We start from the raw sequence: 13,522 nt of genomic DNA, 5'->3' as shown, positions 1-13,522 counted from the left end.
CAAAAAAAGCGGGTTGCTCTGCGGCAGATGCTAAACTGTCATGTAGCGCAACTTTCTTTACGGTCAATCCTTCTGGTGTTAGATTGATCACGTTTCCAGCAATAATTTGCCTGCATACCTCATTATTAAAATGGCAAACGCTGGAAGCAGGGTGCTTAACACTGGGACAATCAGGCGAAACGTCTTGTACCTCTACATTGAGACACTTAAACAGAGACTGGATGCGATTAACCAGCTGCGCGTAGATCGCGCGCTGGCTGCCATGGGGCCTGCTTTCCAGCACGTCTACAGTCTGCTGCCAACATTATTGCACTATCATCATCCTCTGATGCCGGGTTACCTCGAAGGTAACGTTCCACACGGCGTCTGCTTCTTCACGCCTGATGAACAGCAACAGCAGCTGCTGCATACCGTTACCGGCAAACCGGCGGCAGACCTGACGCCAGCGGCCGGGGGCGAACGGCCAATTACCGCTATCTACTCGATGGGCAGCACCTCGTCGGTCGGGCAGAACAGCGCATCCGATCTGGATATCTGGGTGTGCCACCACTCCTGGCTTGATAACGAAGAGCGTCTGGCCCTGCAGCGTAAGTGTACGCTGTTACAGAAGTGGTGTGTGTCAATGGGTGTGGAAGTCAGCTTTTTCCTTATTGATGAAAACCGTTTTCGTCACAACGAGAGCGGCAGCCTCGGCGGTGAGGATTGCGGATCGACCCAGCATATTTTGCTGCTTGATGAGTTCTATCGCACGGCGGTGCGTATGGCGGGTAAGCGCATCCTGTGGAATATGGTGCCGAATGAGGAAGAGCATCACTATGACGATTACGTCATGTCGCTCTATTCACAGGGCGTACTGACACCGAACGAATGGCTCGATTTAGGCGCCTCGGTACGCTGTCGGCAGAAGAGTATTTTGGCGCCAGCCTGTGGCAGCTCTATAAAAGTATCGACTCCCCTTATAAAGCGGTGCTGAAAACGCTGCTGCTGGAAGCGTACAGCTGGGAGTATCCGAATACGCAGCTGCTGGCGATGGATATCAGACAGCGTCTGCATGAAGGCGAGATCGTCAGCTTCGGGCTGGATCCCTACTGCATGATGCTGGAGCGGGTCACGCGCTATCTGACCAGTGTGGAAGATCACGCCCGCCTCGATCTGGTGCGGCGCTGTTTCTATCTGAAAGTGTGCGAGAAGCTTTCCGGTGACGATCAGCACGCCCGCAACGGCTGGCGGCGCGAAATCCTGCTACAGCTGGTAAAAGCCTGGGGCTGGGACGAAGCGAAACTCGCCGTTCTGGATAATCGGGCGGAGTGGAAGATCGAGCGCGTGCGCGAGGCGCATAATGAGCTGCTGGATGCGATGATGCAGAGCTATCGTAATCTGATCCGCTTTGCGCGCCGGAACAATTTAAGCGTCAGTGCCAGCCCGCAGGATATCGGCGTATTGACGCGTAAACTGTATGCCGCTTTTGAAGCGCTGCCGGGTAAAGTCACGCTGGTCAACCCGCAAATATCACCCGATCTGTCAGAAGAGAATCTGACCTTTATTCACGTGCCCGCCGGGCGCGCTAACCGGCCAGGCTGGTATCTCTATAATCAGTCGCCGGATATGAGTTCGATTATCAGCCATCAGCCGCTGGAATATAACCGCTATCTGAACAAGTTGGTGGCGTGGGCATGGTTCAACGGATTACTGACGCAGAAAACGCGGCTGCACATTAAAGGTAACGAGCTGTGCGACCTGGCGCGTCTGCAGGAGCTGGTCAGCGATGTCTCCGGCCACTTTCCGCTGCGCCTGCCGGCGCCTACGCCAAAAGCGCTCTACAGCCCGTGCGAAATCCGCCATCTGGCGATTATTGTCAATCTTGAGCACGATCCCACTGCGGCATTCCGTAACCAGGTGGTGCACTTTGATTTCCGCAAGCTGGATGTATTCAGCTTTGGTCAGCAGCAGTGCCTGATTGGCAGCGTCGATCTGCTCTACCGCAACTCGTGGAATGAAGTACGTACCCTGCATTTCAGCGGTGAACAGGCGATGATTGACGCGCTGAAAACCATTCTGGGCAAGATGCATCAGGATGCGGCGCCGCCCGATACGGTTGAGGTATTTTGCTACAGTCAGCATCTGCGTGGCCTGATCCGCACGCGGGTACAGCAGCTGGTATCAGAGTGCATTGAGCTGCGCCTGTCGAGTACGCGGCAGGAGCCGGGCCGCTTCAAAGCGATTCGCGTCGCGGGACAGACCTGGGGACTCTTCTTTGAACGCATGAGCGTCTCGGTGCAGAAGCTGGAGAACGCGGTAGAGTTTTACGGCGCGATTTCCAACAACAAGCTGCATGGGTTATCGATTAAGGTGGAATCGAACCAGACTCCGCTGCCGCCGGTGGTAAACGGCTACGCCAGCGAAGGCATTATTCAGTTCTTCTTTGAAGACACCAGCGACGATCGCGGATTCAACATCTATATTCTCGATGAGAGCAATCGCGTGGAGATTTACCACCACTGCGAAGGCAGTAAAGAGGAGCTGGTGCGCGACGTCAGCCGTTTCTACTCTTCATCACACGATCGCTTTACCTACGGCTCAAGCTTTATCAATTTCAATCTGCCGCAGTTTTATCAAATCGTGAACACCGGCGATCGTTTTCAGGTGATCCCGTTCCGCAGTCAGACCCTGACGCAGCTCTGTCCGACCCCGCCGGATAACGACAACGCCGATTTTATGCCGCGTTATCAGGTGCACTGATCGCGGGTTTTCAGCCAGCCTGCACGGCCACTCTGTCCGATATTTCCTGTTGCTTTTACACCATCAGCTGCGATGATAAGCAGCTGAGAATTGGACAATACGAGCAGATAAAATGAGACGAGTCATAAGCCAGTTGGGCATGGCGCTGATGCTGGTCAGCCTGGCAGGCTGCGGCCTGAAAGGCCCGTTATACTTCCCGCCCGCGGATAAGCCGCAGCAGAACGACAAGCCGACAGAACAGCAGCAGCAGGCCGCTCAGCAGGCGGATACCGGGGGCCTGGTCACCGGCAGCTCATCAGGCGTACAGTCAAACTAAATTTAATGAGTAATCCGGCGGAGCAGAAAATGCAGTTCTCGAAAATGCACGGTCTCGGCAACGACTTTATGGTCGTGGATGCAGTGACACAAAACGTCTTTTTTTCGCCGGAATTGATTCGCCGCCTGGCGGATCGGCATCTGGGGATCGGCTTTGATCAGCTGCTGATCGTAGAGCCACCCTACGATCCGGATCTCGACTTTCACTATCGCATATTTAACGCTGACGGCAGTGAAGTGGCGCAGTGTGGCAACGGCGCGCGCTGTTTCGCCCGCTTTGTGCGCCTCAAAGGGCTGACCAATAAAAATGACATTCGCGTCAGCACCCAAACCGGACGTATGGTGCTGAGCGTGACCAGCGATGAGCTGGTACGGGTCAATATGGGCGAGCCTGATTTTGATCCGCAGCGTGTGCCGCTGCGCGCTAACAAGGCGGAGAATCTCTATCTGCAGCGCGTCGCTGAGCAGACCGTGATGTTTGGTGCCGTCTCAATGGGTAATCCGCACTGTGTAATTCAGGTGGAGAGCGTGATAACTGCAGCCGTTGAGACGCTGGGGCCGGCGCTGGAGAGTCATGAGCGCTTCCCGGAACGCGTTAACGTCGGCTTTATGGAAGTGGTCAGCCGTGAGCACGTACGCCTGCGCGTTTATGAGCGCGGAGCCGGCGAAACCCAGGCGTGCGGCAGCGGCGCCTGTGCAGCGGTAGCCTGTGGTATTCAGCAGGGGCTGCTGGCAGAAAAAGTGCGCGTCGATCTGCCCGGCGGGACGCTGCATATCGCCTGGAAGGGGGCCGGACAGCCGCTATATATGACCGGACCCGCCACCCACGTTTATGACGGATTTATCCATTTATGAAATACCCGGAAGAGCAGACTGACAGCGCGGTGCAGCTTGACGATCGCGCCGTCAGCGCTTATCTGCAGCAGAACCCCGATTTTTTTATCCGCAACGCACGTCAGGTTGAACAGATGGCGGTGCCGCACGCGGTGCGCGGCAGCGTCTCGCTGGTAGAGTGGCATATGGCGCGCCAGCGCAACCACATCCGTCAGCTGGAAGAGGAGATCACGCTGCTGATGGAGCAGGCCAACGCCAATCATCAGCTGTTCGATCGCCTGCTGGCGCTGCAGGGACATCTCGCCGCCGCTGACAGCCTGCAGGAGATGCTGAACCGCCTGCAGCGCTGGGCGCGCGAGCTGGGTCTGGCGGGCGCCAATGTACGGCTGTTCAGCGATCAATGGCGCCTCGGTGCACCCTCTGATTTTATCCAGCTGGGTCTGGCGCGACAGGCGTTTGAGCCGCTGCGTATTCAGCGTTTTGGTCAGCAGCAGCACTATCTTGGCAGCCTGAACGGACCGGAGCTGCTGCTGCTGCTGCCGCAGGCGAAAGCCGTCGGCTCGGTTGCGATGTCGCTGCTGGGCGAGCGGGGTGAAGCGGGCGTCGTCATCTTCAGCAGCCGCGATAATCAGCACTATCAGGCCGGCATGGGGACACTCTTACTGCAGCACCTGGCCCAGATGCTGCCGGCGCTGCTGGCGCGCTGGATCGAGCGCGTATGAGTACGCTGCTGCCCGCCGTCGACGCCTTTCTGCGCTATCTGCAGGTAGAACGCCAGCTCAGTCCGCTGACGCAGAAAAACTATCGTCGCCAGCTGCTGGCGCTTGTGGCGCTCGCGGAGAGCATGCAGTTAACCGAATGGTCGCAGCTGGAGCCGGCGCAGGTGCGCAGCCTGGCGGCGCGCAGCCGGCGCGATGGCCTGCAGGCGAGCAGTCTGGCGCTGCGTATGTCTGCCCTGCGCAGCTTTCTTGACTGGCAGGTCAGCCAGGGCATGCTGAGCGCAAATCCGGCGAAAGGTATCGCCACGCCGCGTAACGCCCGCCATCTGCCAAAGAATATGGACGTGGATGAAGTCACGCAGCTGCTGGAGATTGACCTTAATGACCCGCTGGCGGTGCGCGATCGCGCAATGCTTGAAACCATGTATGGCGGCGGCCTGCGTCTCAGCGAGCTGGTCGGGATAAACTGCCGCGATCTTGATGCGGAGTCGGGTGAAGTCCAGGTGCTGGGCAAAGGCAGTAAAGAGCGGCGCGTGCCGGTTGGCGCAACGGCGGTGACCTGGCTGCAGCACTGGCTGGCGCTGCGCGACAGTTTTGCTCCGCAGGATGATGCGCTGTTTGTCTCTTCGCGCGGTAGCCGGATTTCCGCGCGCAACGTGCAGAAGCGGTTTGCCGAGTGGGGCATCAAACAGGGCGTGGCCAGCCATATTCATCCGCATAAGCTGCGCCACTCTTTTGCCACCCACCTGCTGGAGTCAAGCGGCGACCTGCGCGCGGTGCAGGAGCTGCTCGGGCATGCCAATCTCTCGACCACCCAGATTTACACCCATCTCGATTTCCAGCATCTGGCCTCGGTCTACGATGCCGCGCATCCGCGTGCTAAACGAGGAAAATCAGAATGAAGTTTTACCGCTCCCTGCATCCGGTTAAGGCGCTGACCTTCGATCTGGATGATACGCTGTATGACAACCGCCCGGTGATCCGTAAGACCGCGCAGGAGACGCATGCGGCGCTGCAGGCGTTTCACCCGGCGCTGCGTGAATTCACACCGGCCGATTATCAGCAGCTGCGTGATGAGCTGCTGGCGCGCGAACCCGATATTTATCATGACGTCTCAGAGTGGCGCCGCCGTTCGGTGGAGCTGGCGTTACTGAATATTGGCCTGCCGGCCGCCGACGCTGCCGCGGGCGCAGGAGAGGTGATGCGCACCTTTCACCACTGGCGCAGTCAGGTTGTGATGCCGGAAGAGACGCACCAGACGCTGCGCTGGCTCGGCGAGCGCGTGCCGCTGGTGGCGATCACCAACGGCAATGCCGATCCGAAAAAGCTCGGCATTCAGCACTACTTTCAGTTTACGCTGCGTGCCGGTCCGCACGGTCGCGCCAAGCCGTGGCAGGATATGTATCATCTCGCGGCGGAGCGGCTTGCTATTGCGCCGGAGGCGATCCTGCACGTTGGCGATGACCTGACCACCGATGTTGCAGGCGCGCTGCGCGCCGGCCTGCAGGCGTGCTGGATCAACCTGAACAGCGGCAATCTGATGCAGATTGATGACGCCCGTCTGCTGCCGCACGTTGAAATTCATCGGTTGGCATCCCTGACCTCACTGCTATAATGGCTGTAAATTTATCCAGTCGTATCCTCCGGCGCACGGCTTTACGAGCTGTGCCGGTTCACTCTGGCGACTTACCTGCGTAAGCGCGCGACCATTCAGAGATCTGCGGCATCGCTGCAGGACGAATGACTCAGGGTACGCAACTCTATTCTTTAAAAACGGTGCTTATGGACGTTTCTGATCTGCTCGACGGCTTGAATGACAAACAGCGTGAGGCGGTTGCCGCACCGCGCAGCAATCTGCTGGTGCTGGCCGGAGCAGGCAGCGGCAAAACCCGTGTGCTGGTGCACCGCATCGCCTGGCTGCTGTCGGTGGAGAACTGCTCGCCATACTCCATCATGGCGGTCACCTTCACCAATAAAGCGGCGGCTGAGATGCGTCATCGTATCGATCAGCTGATTGGCAGCGGACAGGGCGGCATGTGGATTGGCACATTCCATGGCCTGGCGCATCGCCTGCTGCGGGCGCACCATCTGGATGCCGGACTGCCGCAGGATTTTCAGATCCTCGACAGCGAAGATCAGCTGCGGCTGCTGAAGCGTCTGATTAAGTCAATGAATCTGGATGATAAGCAGTGGCCGGCACGGCAGGGCATGTGGTACATCAACGGCAAGAAAGATGAGGGTCTGCGGCCAAAACATATCGAAAGCTACAACAATCCGGTTGAGCAGACGTGGCTGCGTATTTATCAGGCCTATCAGGAGGCGTGCGATCGCGCAGGCCTGGTCGATTTTGCCGAGCTGCTGCTGCGCGCGCATGAGCTGTGGCTGCATAAGCCACAGATCCTGAATCACTATCGCGAGCGCTTTAGCAATATTCTGGTTGATGAGTTTCAGGACACCAACAACATTCAGTATGCGTGGATCCGCATGCTGGCGGGCGACAGCAGCCGGGTAATTATTGTCGGCGATGACGATCAGTCCATCTACGGCTGGCGCGGCGCGCAGGTTGAGAATATCCAGCGCTTCCTGCAGGACTTTCCCGGTGCGGAACGATCCGCCTTGAGCAGAACTACCGCTCCACTAATCATATCCTGAAGTCCGCCAACGCCCTGATCGCCAACAACAGCGGACGGCTCGGAAAAGAGCTCTGGACCGACGGCAGCGACGGCGAAAAAATCTCAATCTACTGTGCGTTTAACGAGCTGGATGAAGCGCGCTTTGTGGTTAACCGCATTAAAACCTGGCATGAGAACGGTAATGCGCTGCAGGATTGCGCGATTCTCTATCGCAGTAACGCCCAGTCGCGCGTGCTGGAAGAGGCGCTGCTGCAGGCCAGCATGCCCTATCGTATTTATGGCGGTATGCGCTTCTTTGAACGCCAGGAGATCAAAGATGCGCTCGCCTATCTGCGCCTGATCGCCAACCGTAATGACGACGCTGCATTTGAGCGCGTGGTCAATACGCCGACGCGCGGCGTGGGCGATCGGACACTTGATGTGGTGCGTCAGACGGCGCGCGAAAAACAGCTTACGCTGTGGCAGGCCACGCGGGAACTGCTGCAGAATCGCGCCCTGGCAGGGCGGGCGGCGTCGGCACTGCAGCGCTTCTGCGAACTGGTTGATGCGCTGGCGCATGAAACCGCAGAGATGCCTCTGCATGTGCAGACCGATCGCGTGATTAAAGATTCCGGTCTGTGGCTGATGTATGAGCAGGAAAAAGGCGAAAAAGGCCAGGCGCGTATTGAGAACTTAGAGGAGCTGGTCACGGCGACCCGCCAGTTCAGTTATCAGGATGAAGATGAAGATTTAATGCCGCTGCAGGCGTTTTTATCGCACGCCGCGCTGGAAGCGGGCGAAGGTCAGGCGGATAAATGGCAGGATGCCGTACAGCTGATGACGCTGCACTCGGCAAAAGGGCTGGAGTTTACTCAGGTCTTTATTGTCGGCATGGAAGAGGGCATGTTCCCGAGCCAGATGTCGCTGGATGAGGGCGGGCGTCTGGAGGAGGAGCGGCGGCTGGCCTATGTTGGCGTCACCCGGGCGATGGTCAAGCTGACGCTCACCTACGCCGAGACGCGGCGGCTTTACGGCAAGGAAGTCTATCATCGCCCGTCGCGCTTTATTGGCGAACTGCCGGAAGAGTGCGTGGAGGAAGTGCGCCTGCGCGCCAGCGTCAGCCGTCCGGTCAGCCATCAGCGCATGGGCACGCCCACCAGCAAAAGCGACAGCGGCTTTACCCTGGGTCAGCGGGTGCGCCACGCGAAGTTTGGCGAAGGCACCATTATTAATCTGGAAGGCAGCGGCGAGCACAGTCGCCTGCAGGTCGCTTTCCAGGGGCAGGGCATTAAGTGGCTGGTCGCCGCGTATGCGCGGCTGGAGGCGATGTAGCGCGGCTGCGCTACCTTGACGACTTTTTCGTCTCAGCGTAACATGCGCGCACTATTATCATGAGAGGACAATGCCTTGGACGCGCCCAGTCGATGCTGGCTCAACATCCTGTTTAGCAGGAATATCTAAGGCTACCTCTTTACGCAGGTAGCCTGAAAGGTTATCCGCGACCTCCTTTGCTTATCCGTCGCATGAGTCAGCACTGATCACACCCTGAAGCGAAAGTTTCCGCGTTAAGGCTTTGCCGTGTCCGTTACGTTTCGGACGTGACGGGCACCGCCCTGTCCCATTTGGTCTGCAATGGGGAGTATTGCTATGCTGAGCGCATTTAAACTCGAGCGCGATCGCCTGACGCGCATCGAGCTGGAAGATAACAACGATAAACTCAACACGTCGGTATGGGTCGATCTCATCGAGCCGGATGACAGCGAGCGCGAGCGCGTGCAGTCAGAGCTGGGACAGAGCCTGGCAACGCGTCCGGAGCTGGAAGATATTGAAGCCTCGGCGCGCTTCTTTGAAGATGAAGATGGCCTGCATATCCACTCGTTCTTTTTCTTTGAGGATGCTGAAGATCACGCCGGCAACTCCACCGTGGCCTTTACAATCCGCGAAGATCGCCTCTATACGCTGCGCGAGCGCGAGCTGCCAGCCTTTCGTCTTTACCGCATGCGCGCCCGCAATCAGCAGCTGACCGACGGCAACGCTTACGAGCTGCTGCTGGATCTGTTCGAGACCAAAATTGAGCAGCTGGCGGATGAGATTGAAAATATCTATAGCGCGCTGGAGAAGTTGAGCCGCGTGATTATGGAAGGCCAGCAGGGTGAAGAGTATGACGAGGCGCTGTCGCGTCTCGCCGAGCTGGAAGATATCGGCTGGAAAGTCCGTCTCTGCCTGATGGATACGCAGCGTGCGCTCAATTTCCTTGTGCGTAAGGCGCGCCTGCCAGGTAACCAGCTGGAGCAGGCACGTGAGATCCTGCGCGATATTGAATCGCTGCTGCCGCACAATGAATCCCTGTTCCAGAAGGTCAACTTTCTGATGCAGGCGGCGATGGGCTTTATCAATATCGAACAGAACCGCATTATCAAGATCTTCTCGGTGGTCTCGGTGGTGTTCCTGCCGCCAACGCTGGTGGCTTCCAGCTATGGTATGAACTTTGAGTTTATGCCTGAGCTAAAATGGAGCTTCGGCTATCCTGGCGCAATCTGCCTGATGATGCTGGCAGGCCTGGCACCTTATCTCTATTTCAAACGCAAAAACTGGCTGTGATCGTGGGGTGCCATTCATGGCGCCCTGGTTGAACACCGCACCCGTCTGACGCCAGGGGCGCATAAATGCGCCCCCTACATTTCTGTAGGGGCGCCATTCATGGCGCCCTGGTCAAACATCGCCCCCGCCTGCTGATTAAAAAACGATTTGCGCTGGCTCCGGGGGCGCAACCTGCGTAACCTGTTGAACTCTTATCTTTGTCTGATTTTGCTCATGTCACACTACTCTCTCCGCTTACAATGGATGCTGCTGGTGGTTGCATCTTTGACGCTGGGCGTTGCTCTCCAGCTGCTTCACCTGCCTGCTGCGCTGCTGCTTGGCCCGATGATCACCGGAACCGTAATGGGACTCAGCGGCGCAACGCTGCGCATCGATAAGCGGCTGTTTATTCTGGCACAGGCGGTGCTGGGCTGTATGATCGCTCAGAGCCTGTCGCCCGCCATACTGACCCCATTATTAAACGACTGGCCGGTGGTGCTGGCGGTTCTGATCCTCACGCTGGCCGCCAGCGGTCTCTCAGGTTTTTTGCTGGTGCGCTTCAGTAACCTGCCGGGTCCTACCGGTGCATGGGGATCGTCGCCCGGCGGCGCCTCGGCAATGGTGGCGATGGCGGGGGATTTCGGGGCTGACGTGCGTCTGGTCGCGTTTATGCAGTATCTGCGCGTCCTGTTTGTCGCCACGGCGGCGGCGGTGGTGGCGCGTATTGGTCTGGATACCAGCGGCGGTGCGACCAGACCGATCTGGTTTCCGGCGCTTGATCACGGTTTTTTGCTGACGCTGGTGGTGATGATCGCCGGTGCCTGGCTCGGGCAGCGCCTGCGGATCCCCTCCGGTGCGCTGCTGCTGCCGGCGCTGACTGGGGCCACGCTGCAGGGGAGCGAAATCGCGACGTTGCAGGTGCCGGAGTGGCTGCTGGCGCTGGCCTATGCGCTGATTGGCTGGAGCGTCGGACTGCGCTTTACGCGCCCGATTTTCCTGCTGGCGCTGCGGACGCTGCCGCAGATGCTCGCCTCAATCCTCGGGCTGATGGTGCTGTGTGCGGCGCTGGCATGGATGCTGACGCGGGTATTGCATATTGACCTGATGACCGCCTATCTGGCTACCAGCCCGGGCGGGCTGGATACCGTCGCTATTATCGCCGCCGGCAGCCGGGTCGATATGGCGTTTGTTATGGCGCTGCAGACGCTGCGTCTGTTTACCATTCTGCTCACCGGCCCGGCACTGGCGCGCTTTATCTCACGCTTTGCGCATCCGCGTGCGGGCTGAGAAGAGTATGGCGTCAAAAATAAACACCGCCAGCGCCAGCCAGATAAAGCCAAAGGTGACCAGCTTATCGGGAGTCAGGCGCTCGCCATAAAACAGTACCGCCAGCAGAAACATCAGCGTCGGGCCAAGATACTGGAAAAAGCCCACGGTTGAGAGACGCAGACGCGCGCAGGCTGCGGCAAACAGCATCAGCGGAATGGTGGTCAGCACGCCGGCGGCCACCAGCATCAGATTGAGGCTGAGCGGATTGGCGCTGAGATGACTGGTCGCGCTGTCGGCAATACCAAACAGATAGATCGCCGCCAGCGGGAACAGCCACAGCGTCTCGATCAGCATGCCGCTTTGTGCATCAACCTGGATCTTTTTCCGCACCAGGCCATACAGCGCAAAGCTCAGCCCCAGCCCCAGCGCAATCACCGGCAGCGAGCCAAACTGCCACAGCTGCACCAGTACGCCCGCCGCCGCCAGCACAACCGCCAGCCACTGCAGACGGCGAAAGCGTTCACGCAGGAACAGCATGCCGAACACCACATTAATCAGCGGATTGATAAAGTAGCCGAGGCTCGCCTCCAGCATATGCTGATTATTCACCGCCCAGATAAACAGCAGCCAGTTGCCGCCGATGGTAACGGCGGTCAGCGCCAGCAGCAGAACTTTTTTCGGCTGAGCGGCCACCTGACGCACCTGCTTCCAGCTGCGGCTCAGCGTAATCAGGATCAGCATAAACAGCACGGACCAGATCACCCGATGGGTCATGATTTCGGCGGGCGGCACTGCCCTGACCAGTTTGAAGTAGGCCGGAGCAACGCCCCAGATAAAATAAGCGCCGAGCGCATAAAAAATGCCCTGCCGCGTTTGCTGGCTGTCCATTGTATTGTCCATAAGGCGGCGCACCGGTTGCGCTGCGTGAGTTAACCGATCAGGTAGGTTGCGGTGGCCGTAGCGATATAATCGTGCTGCTCATTATGCAGTTCAACGCGCGCCACGGCGACTTTATTACCGGCACGCAGCAGAGTACCGGTAGCGATAAAACGCTCGCCGCGGCCCGGGCGCAGATAATCAACCCGCAGATCGATAGTGCCCATCCGCGCCAGCCGCTGACGCAGCTCCTCTTCGCTGATGCTCTCCTGCCGCGTCAGCGCATGGCTGACGCAAACCAGCCCGGCGGTAACATCCAGCACCGAGGCAATTACGCCGCCATGCAGGATCTGCTGTGCGGCGTTGCCTACCAGCATGGTTTTATTGGCAAATGCCAGCCGGACCGTATCAGCATCAAGGTGTTCCAGTTCCAGGCCCAGCGCCTGATTAAACGGCATATGATAAACAAAAATTTCACCAATCAGCTGGCGCGCGTCCTGCTGAGTCAGCATCGGAGATGACATAGTTACGGCCTTAAGATGTTAAGAAGTTGTGTATATTATGCTGCTCCCGCGCTGCTTTCCAGTTTCAGAAATCGGCGCTGATCAACGCCCCGCTTTGCGTGTAGAATGGCCTGCTTTTTGTACCACCGCCCTGAAAACCTTCCCACGCAGCGCACTGGAGAACACTATGCGTAAGCAATACGTCATGCTGGCCGCGGCATTAACCGTTCCTGCACTGGCGCAGGCAGATGAAGCCACGATTAAAAATATTCACGACGCACCTGCGGTGAAGGGGAGCGTGATCGCAAATCTGCTGGAAAAGCATGACAATCCGTTTGTGCTTTACCCCTATGAAAACAACTACCTGCTTTACACCTACACCAGCGACATGAATAAAGAGGCGATTTCCTCTTACAACTGGGCAGACAAAGCGAAAAAAGATGAAGTAAAATTCCAGCTCAGCCTGGCGTTTCCGCTGTGGCGCGGCATTTTAGGTGATAACTCAGTACTGGCCGCCTCGTATACTCAGCGTTCATGGTGGCAGCTGTCGAATCGCGGCGCGTCGTCACCCTTCCGCGAAACGAATTATGAGCCACAGCTGTTTCTGGGCTGGGCAACGGACTACTCACTGGCAGGCTGGACGCTGCGCGATGTGGAGCTGGGCGTTAATCATCAGTCCAATGGTCGCAGCGATCCCACTTCCCGCAGCTGGAACCGCCTTTACGCCCGCCTGATGGCAGAAAACGGCAACTTCCTTGCGGAGATCAAGCCCTGGTATCGTCTGCCGGAAAGCGCCAGCAATGACGATAACCCGGACATTACCAAATACATGGGTTATTACCGCGCGAAGCTCGGCTATATGATGGGCGACAGCATTTTCAGCGTGGAAGGCAACTATAACTGGAACAGCGGCTACGGCGGCGCAACCTTCGCCTGGAGCTATCCTCTCACTGAACACGTTCGCTTTTATACGCAGCTGTTCAGCGGCTATGGCGAATCGCTTATCGACTATAACCACCGTCAGACCCGTTTAGGCGTGGGCGTAACGCTTAACGATCTGTTCTAATCAGTAAAA

11 protein-coding genes and 2 pseudogenes are annotated in these 13,522 nt (G+C 57.9%); 11 read left to right on the top strand and 2 right to left on the bottom strand.

Going from position 1 to position 13,522, the window contains the following annotated elements; translation table 11 throughout:
- Positions 1 to 184 precede the first annotated feature (184 nt).
- The 10 genes and pseudogenes from HA43_RS05455 to HA43_RS05415 all read left to right on the top strand — a co-directional run bounded on the left by HA43_RS05455 (position 185) and on the right by HA43_RS05415 (position 11,086).
- A pseudogene (locus HA43_RS05455) lies at positions 185 to 2,739 on the top strand (class I adenylate cyclase).
- A 112-nt stretch (positions 2,740 to 2,851) separates the two neighbouring features.
- Positions 2,852 to 3,055, top strand: a complete 204-nt coding sequence (lptM, locus tag HA43_RS05450; RefSeq protein WP_039381747.1) for an LPS translocon maturation chaperone LptM — start codon at positions 2,852 to 2,854, stop codon at positions 3,053 to 3,055.
- Positions 3,056 to 3,084: 29 nt separating this feature from the next.
- The gene (gene dapF / locus HA43_RS05445; protein ID WP_094111175.1) at positions 3,085 to 3,909 is read left to right on the top strand and encodes a diaminopimelate epimerase; all 825 of its coding nucleotides are present in this window, start codon (positions 3,085 to 3,087) and stop codon (positions 3,907 to 3,909) included.
- On the top strand, positions 3,906 to 4,610 hold the full coding sequence (locus tag HA43_RS05440) for a DUF484 domain-containing protein (protein ID WP_094111160.1): 705 nt from the start codon (positions 3,906 to 3,908) through the stop codon (positions 4,608 to 4,610). The genes dapF and HA43_RS05440 overlap by 4 nt, the downstream gene beginning before the upstream one ends.
- A complete protein-coding gene (gene xerC / locus HA43_RS05435) occupies positions 4,607 to 5,509 on the top strand; it encodes a tyrosine recombinase XerC (RefSeq protein ID WP_094111159.1) in 903 nt (300 codons plus the stop codon). Before HA43_RS05440 ends, xerC begins: the two co-directional genes overlap by 4 nt.
- Positions 5,506 to 6,222 carry a 5-amino-6-(5-phospho-D-ribitylamino)uracil phosphatase YigB gene (gene yigB, locus HA43_RS05430; RefSeq protein WP_094111158.1) on the top strand — a complete coding sequence of 239 codons (717 nt, stop codon included), beginning with the start codon at positions 5,506 to 5,508 and terminating at the stop codon, positions 6,220 to 6,222. The genes xerC and yigB overlap by 4 nt, the downstream gene beginning before the upstream one ends.
- Before the next feature lie 167 nt (positions 6,223 to 6,389).
- Positions 6,390 to 8,551: pseudogene (gene uvrD / locus HA43_RS05425) on the top strand (DNA helicase II).
- Between the two features lie 75 nt (positions 8,552 to 8,626).
- Positions 8,627 to 8,680, top strand: coding sequence for a YsgD/CorL family protein (gene ysgD, locus HA43_RS19415; RefSeq protein WP_349919670.1), 54 nt, complete (start codon positions 8,627 to 8,629; stop codon positions 8,678 to 8,680).
- Between the two features lie 186 nt (positions 8,681 to 8,866).
- Positions 8,867 to 9,820: a magnesium/cobalt transporter CorA gene (gene corA, locus HA43_RS05420; RefSeq protein WP_039381760.1), complete on the top strand. Its 954-nt coding sequence runs from the start codon at positions 8,867 to 8,869 to the stop codon at positions 9,818 to 9,820.
- Between the two features lie 213 nt (positions 9,821 to 10,033).
- On the top strand, positions 10,034 to 11,086 hold the full coding sequence (locus tag HA43_RS05415) for an AbrB family transcriptional regulator (RefSeq protein ID WP_094111157.1): 1,053 nt from the start codon (positions 10,034 to 10,036) through the stop codon (positions 11,084 to 11,086).
- Here HA43_RS05415 and rarD read toward each other — a convergent pair.
- Both rarD and HA43_RS05405 read right to left on the bottom strand, forming a co-directional pair.
- The gene (gene rarD, locus HA43_RS05410; protein ID WP_094111156.1) at positions 11,057 to 11,956 is read right to left on the bottom strand and encodes an EamA family transporter RarD; all 900 of its coding nucleotides are present in this window, start codon (positions 11,954 to 11,956) and stop codon (positions 11,057 to 11,059) included. The genes HA43_RS05415 and rarD overlap by 30 nt on opposite strands.
- Before the next feature lie 41 nt (positions 11,957 to 11,997).
- Positions 11,998 to 12,468, bottom strand: coding sequence for a thioesterase family protein (locus tag HA43_RS05405; protein WP_039381765.1), 471 nt, complete (start codon positions 12,466 to 12,468; stop codon positions 11,998 to 12,000).
- Between the two features lie 166 nt (positions 12,469 to 12,634).
- Here HA43_RS05405 and pldA point away from each other — a divergent pair, with 166 nt between their 5' ends.
- Entirely contained in the window at positions 12,635 to 13,513 is an 879-nt protein-coding gene (pldA, locus tag HA43_RS05400) for a phospholipase A (protein WP_039381766.1), read from the top strand.
- The last annotated feature ends 9 nt before the right edge of the window (positions 13,514 to 13,522 follow it).

Origin of the sequence: Pantoea eucrina (assembly GCF_002095385.1) — a bacterium.
GTDB lineage: Bacteria > Pseudomonadota > Gammaproteobacteria > Enterobacterales > Enterobacteriaceae > Pantoea > Pantoea eucrina.
The sequence above is the reverse complement of the archived record's forward strand: the minus strand, read 5'-3'. Positions and strand labels throughout refer to the sequence as shown.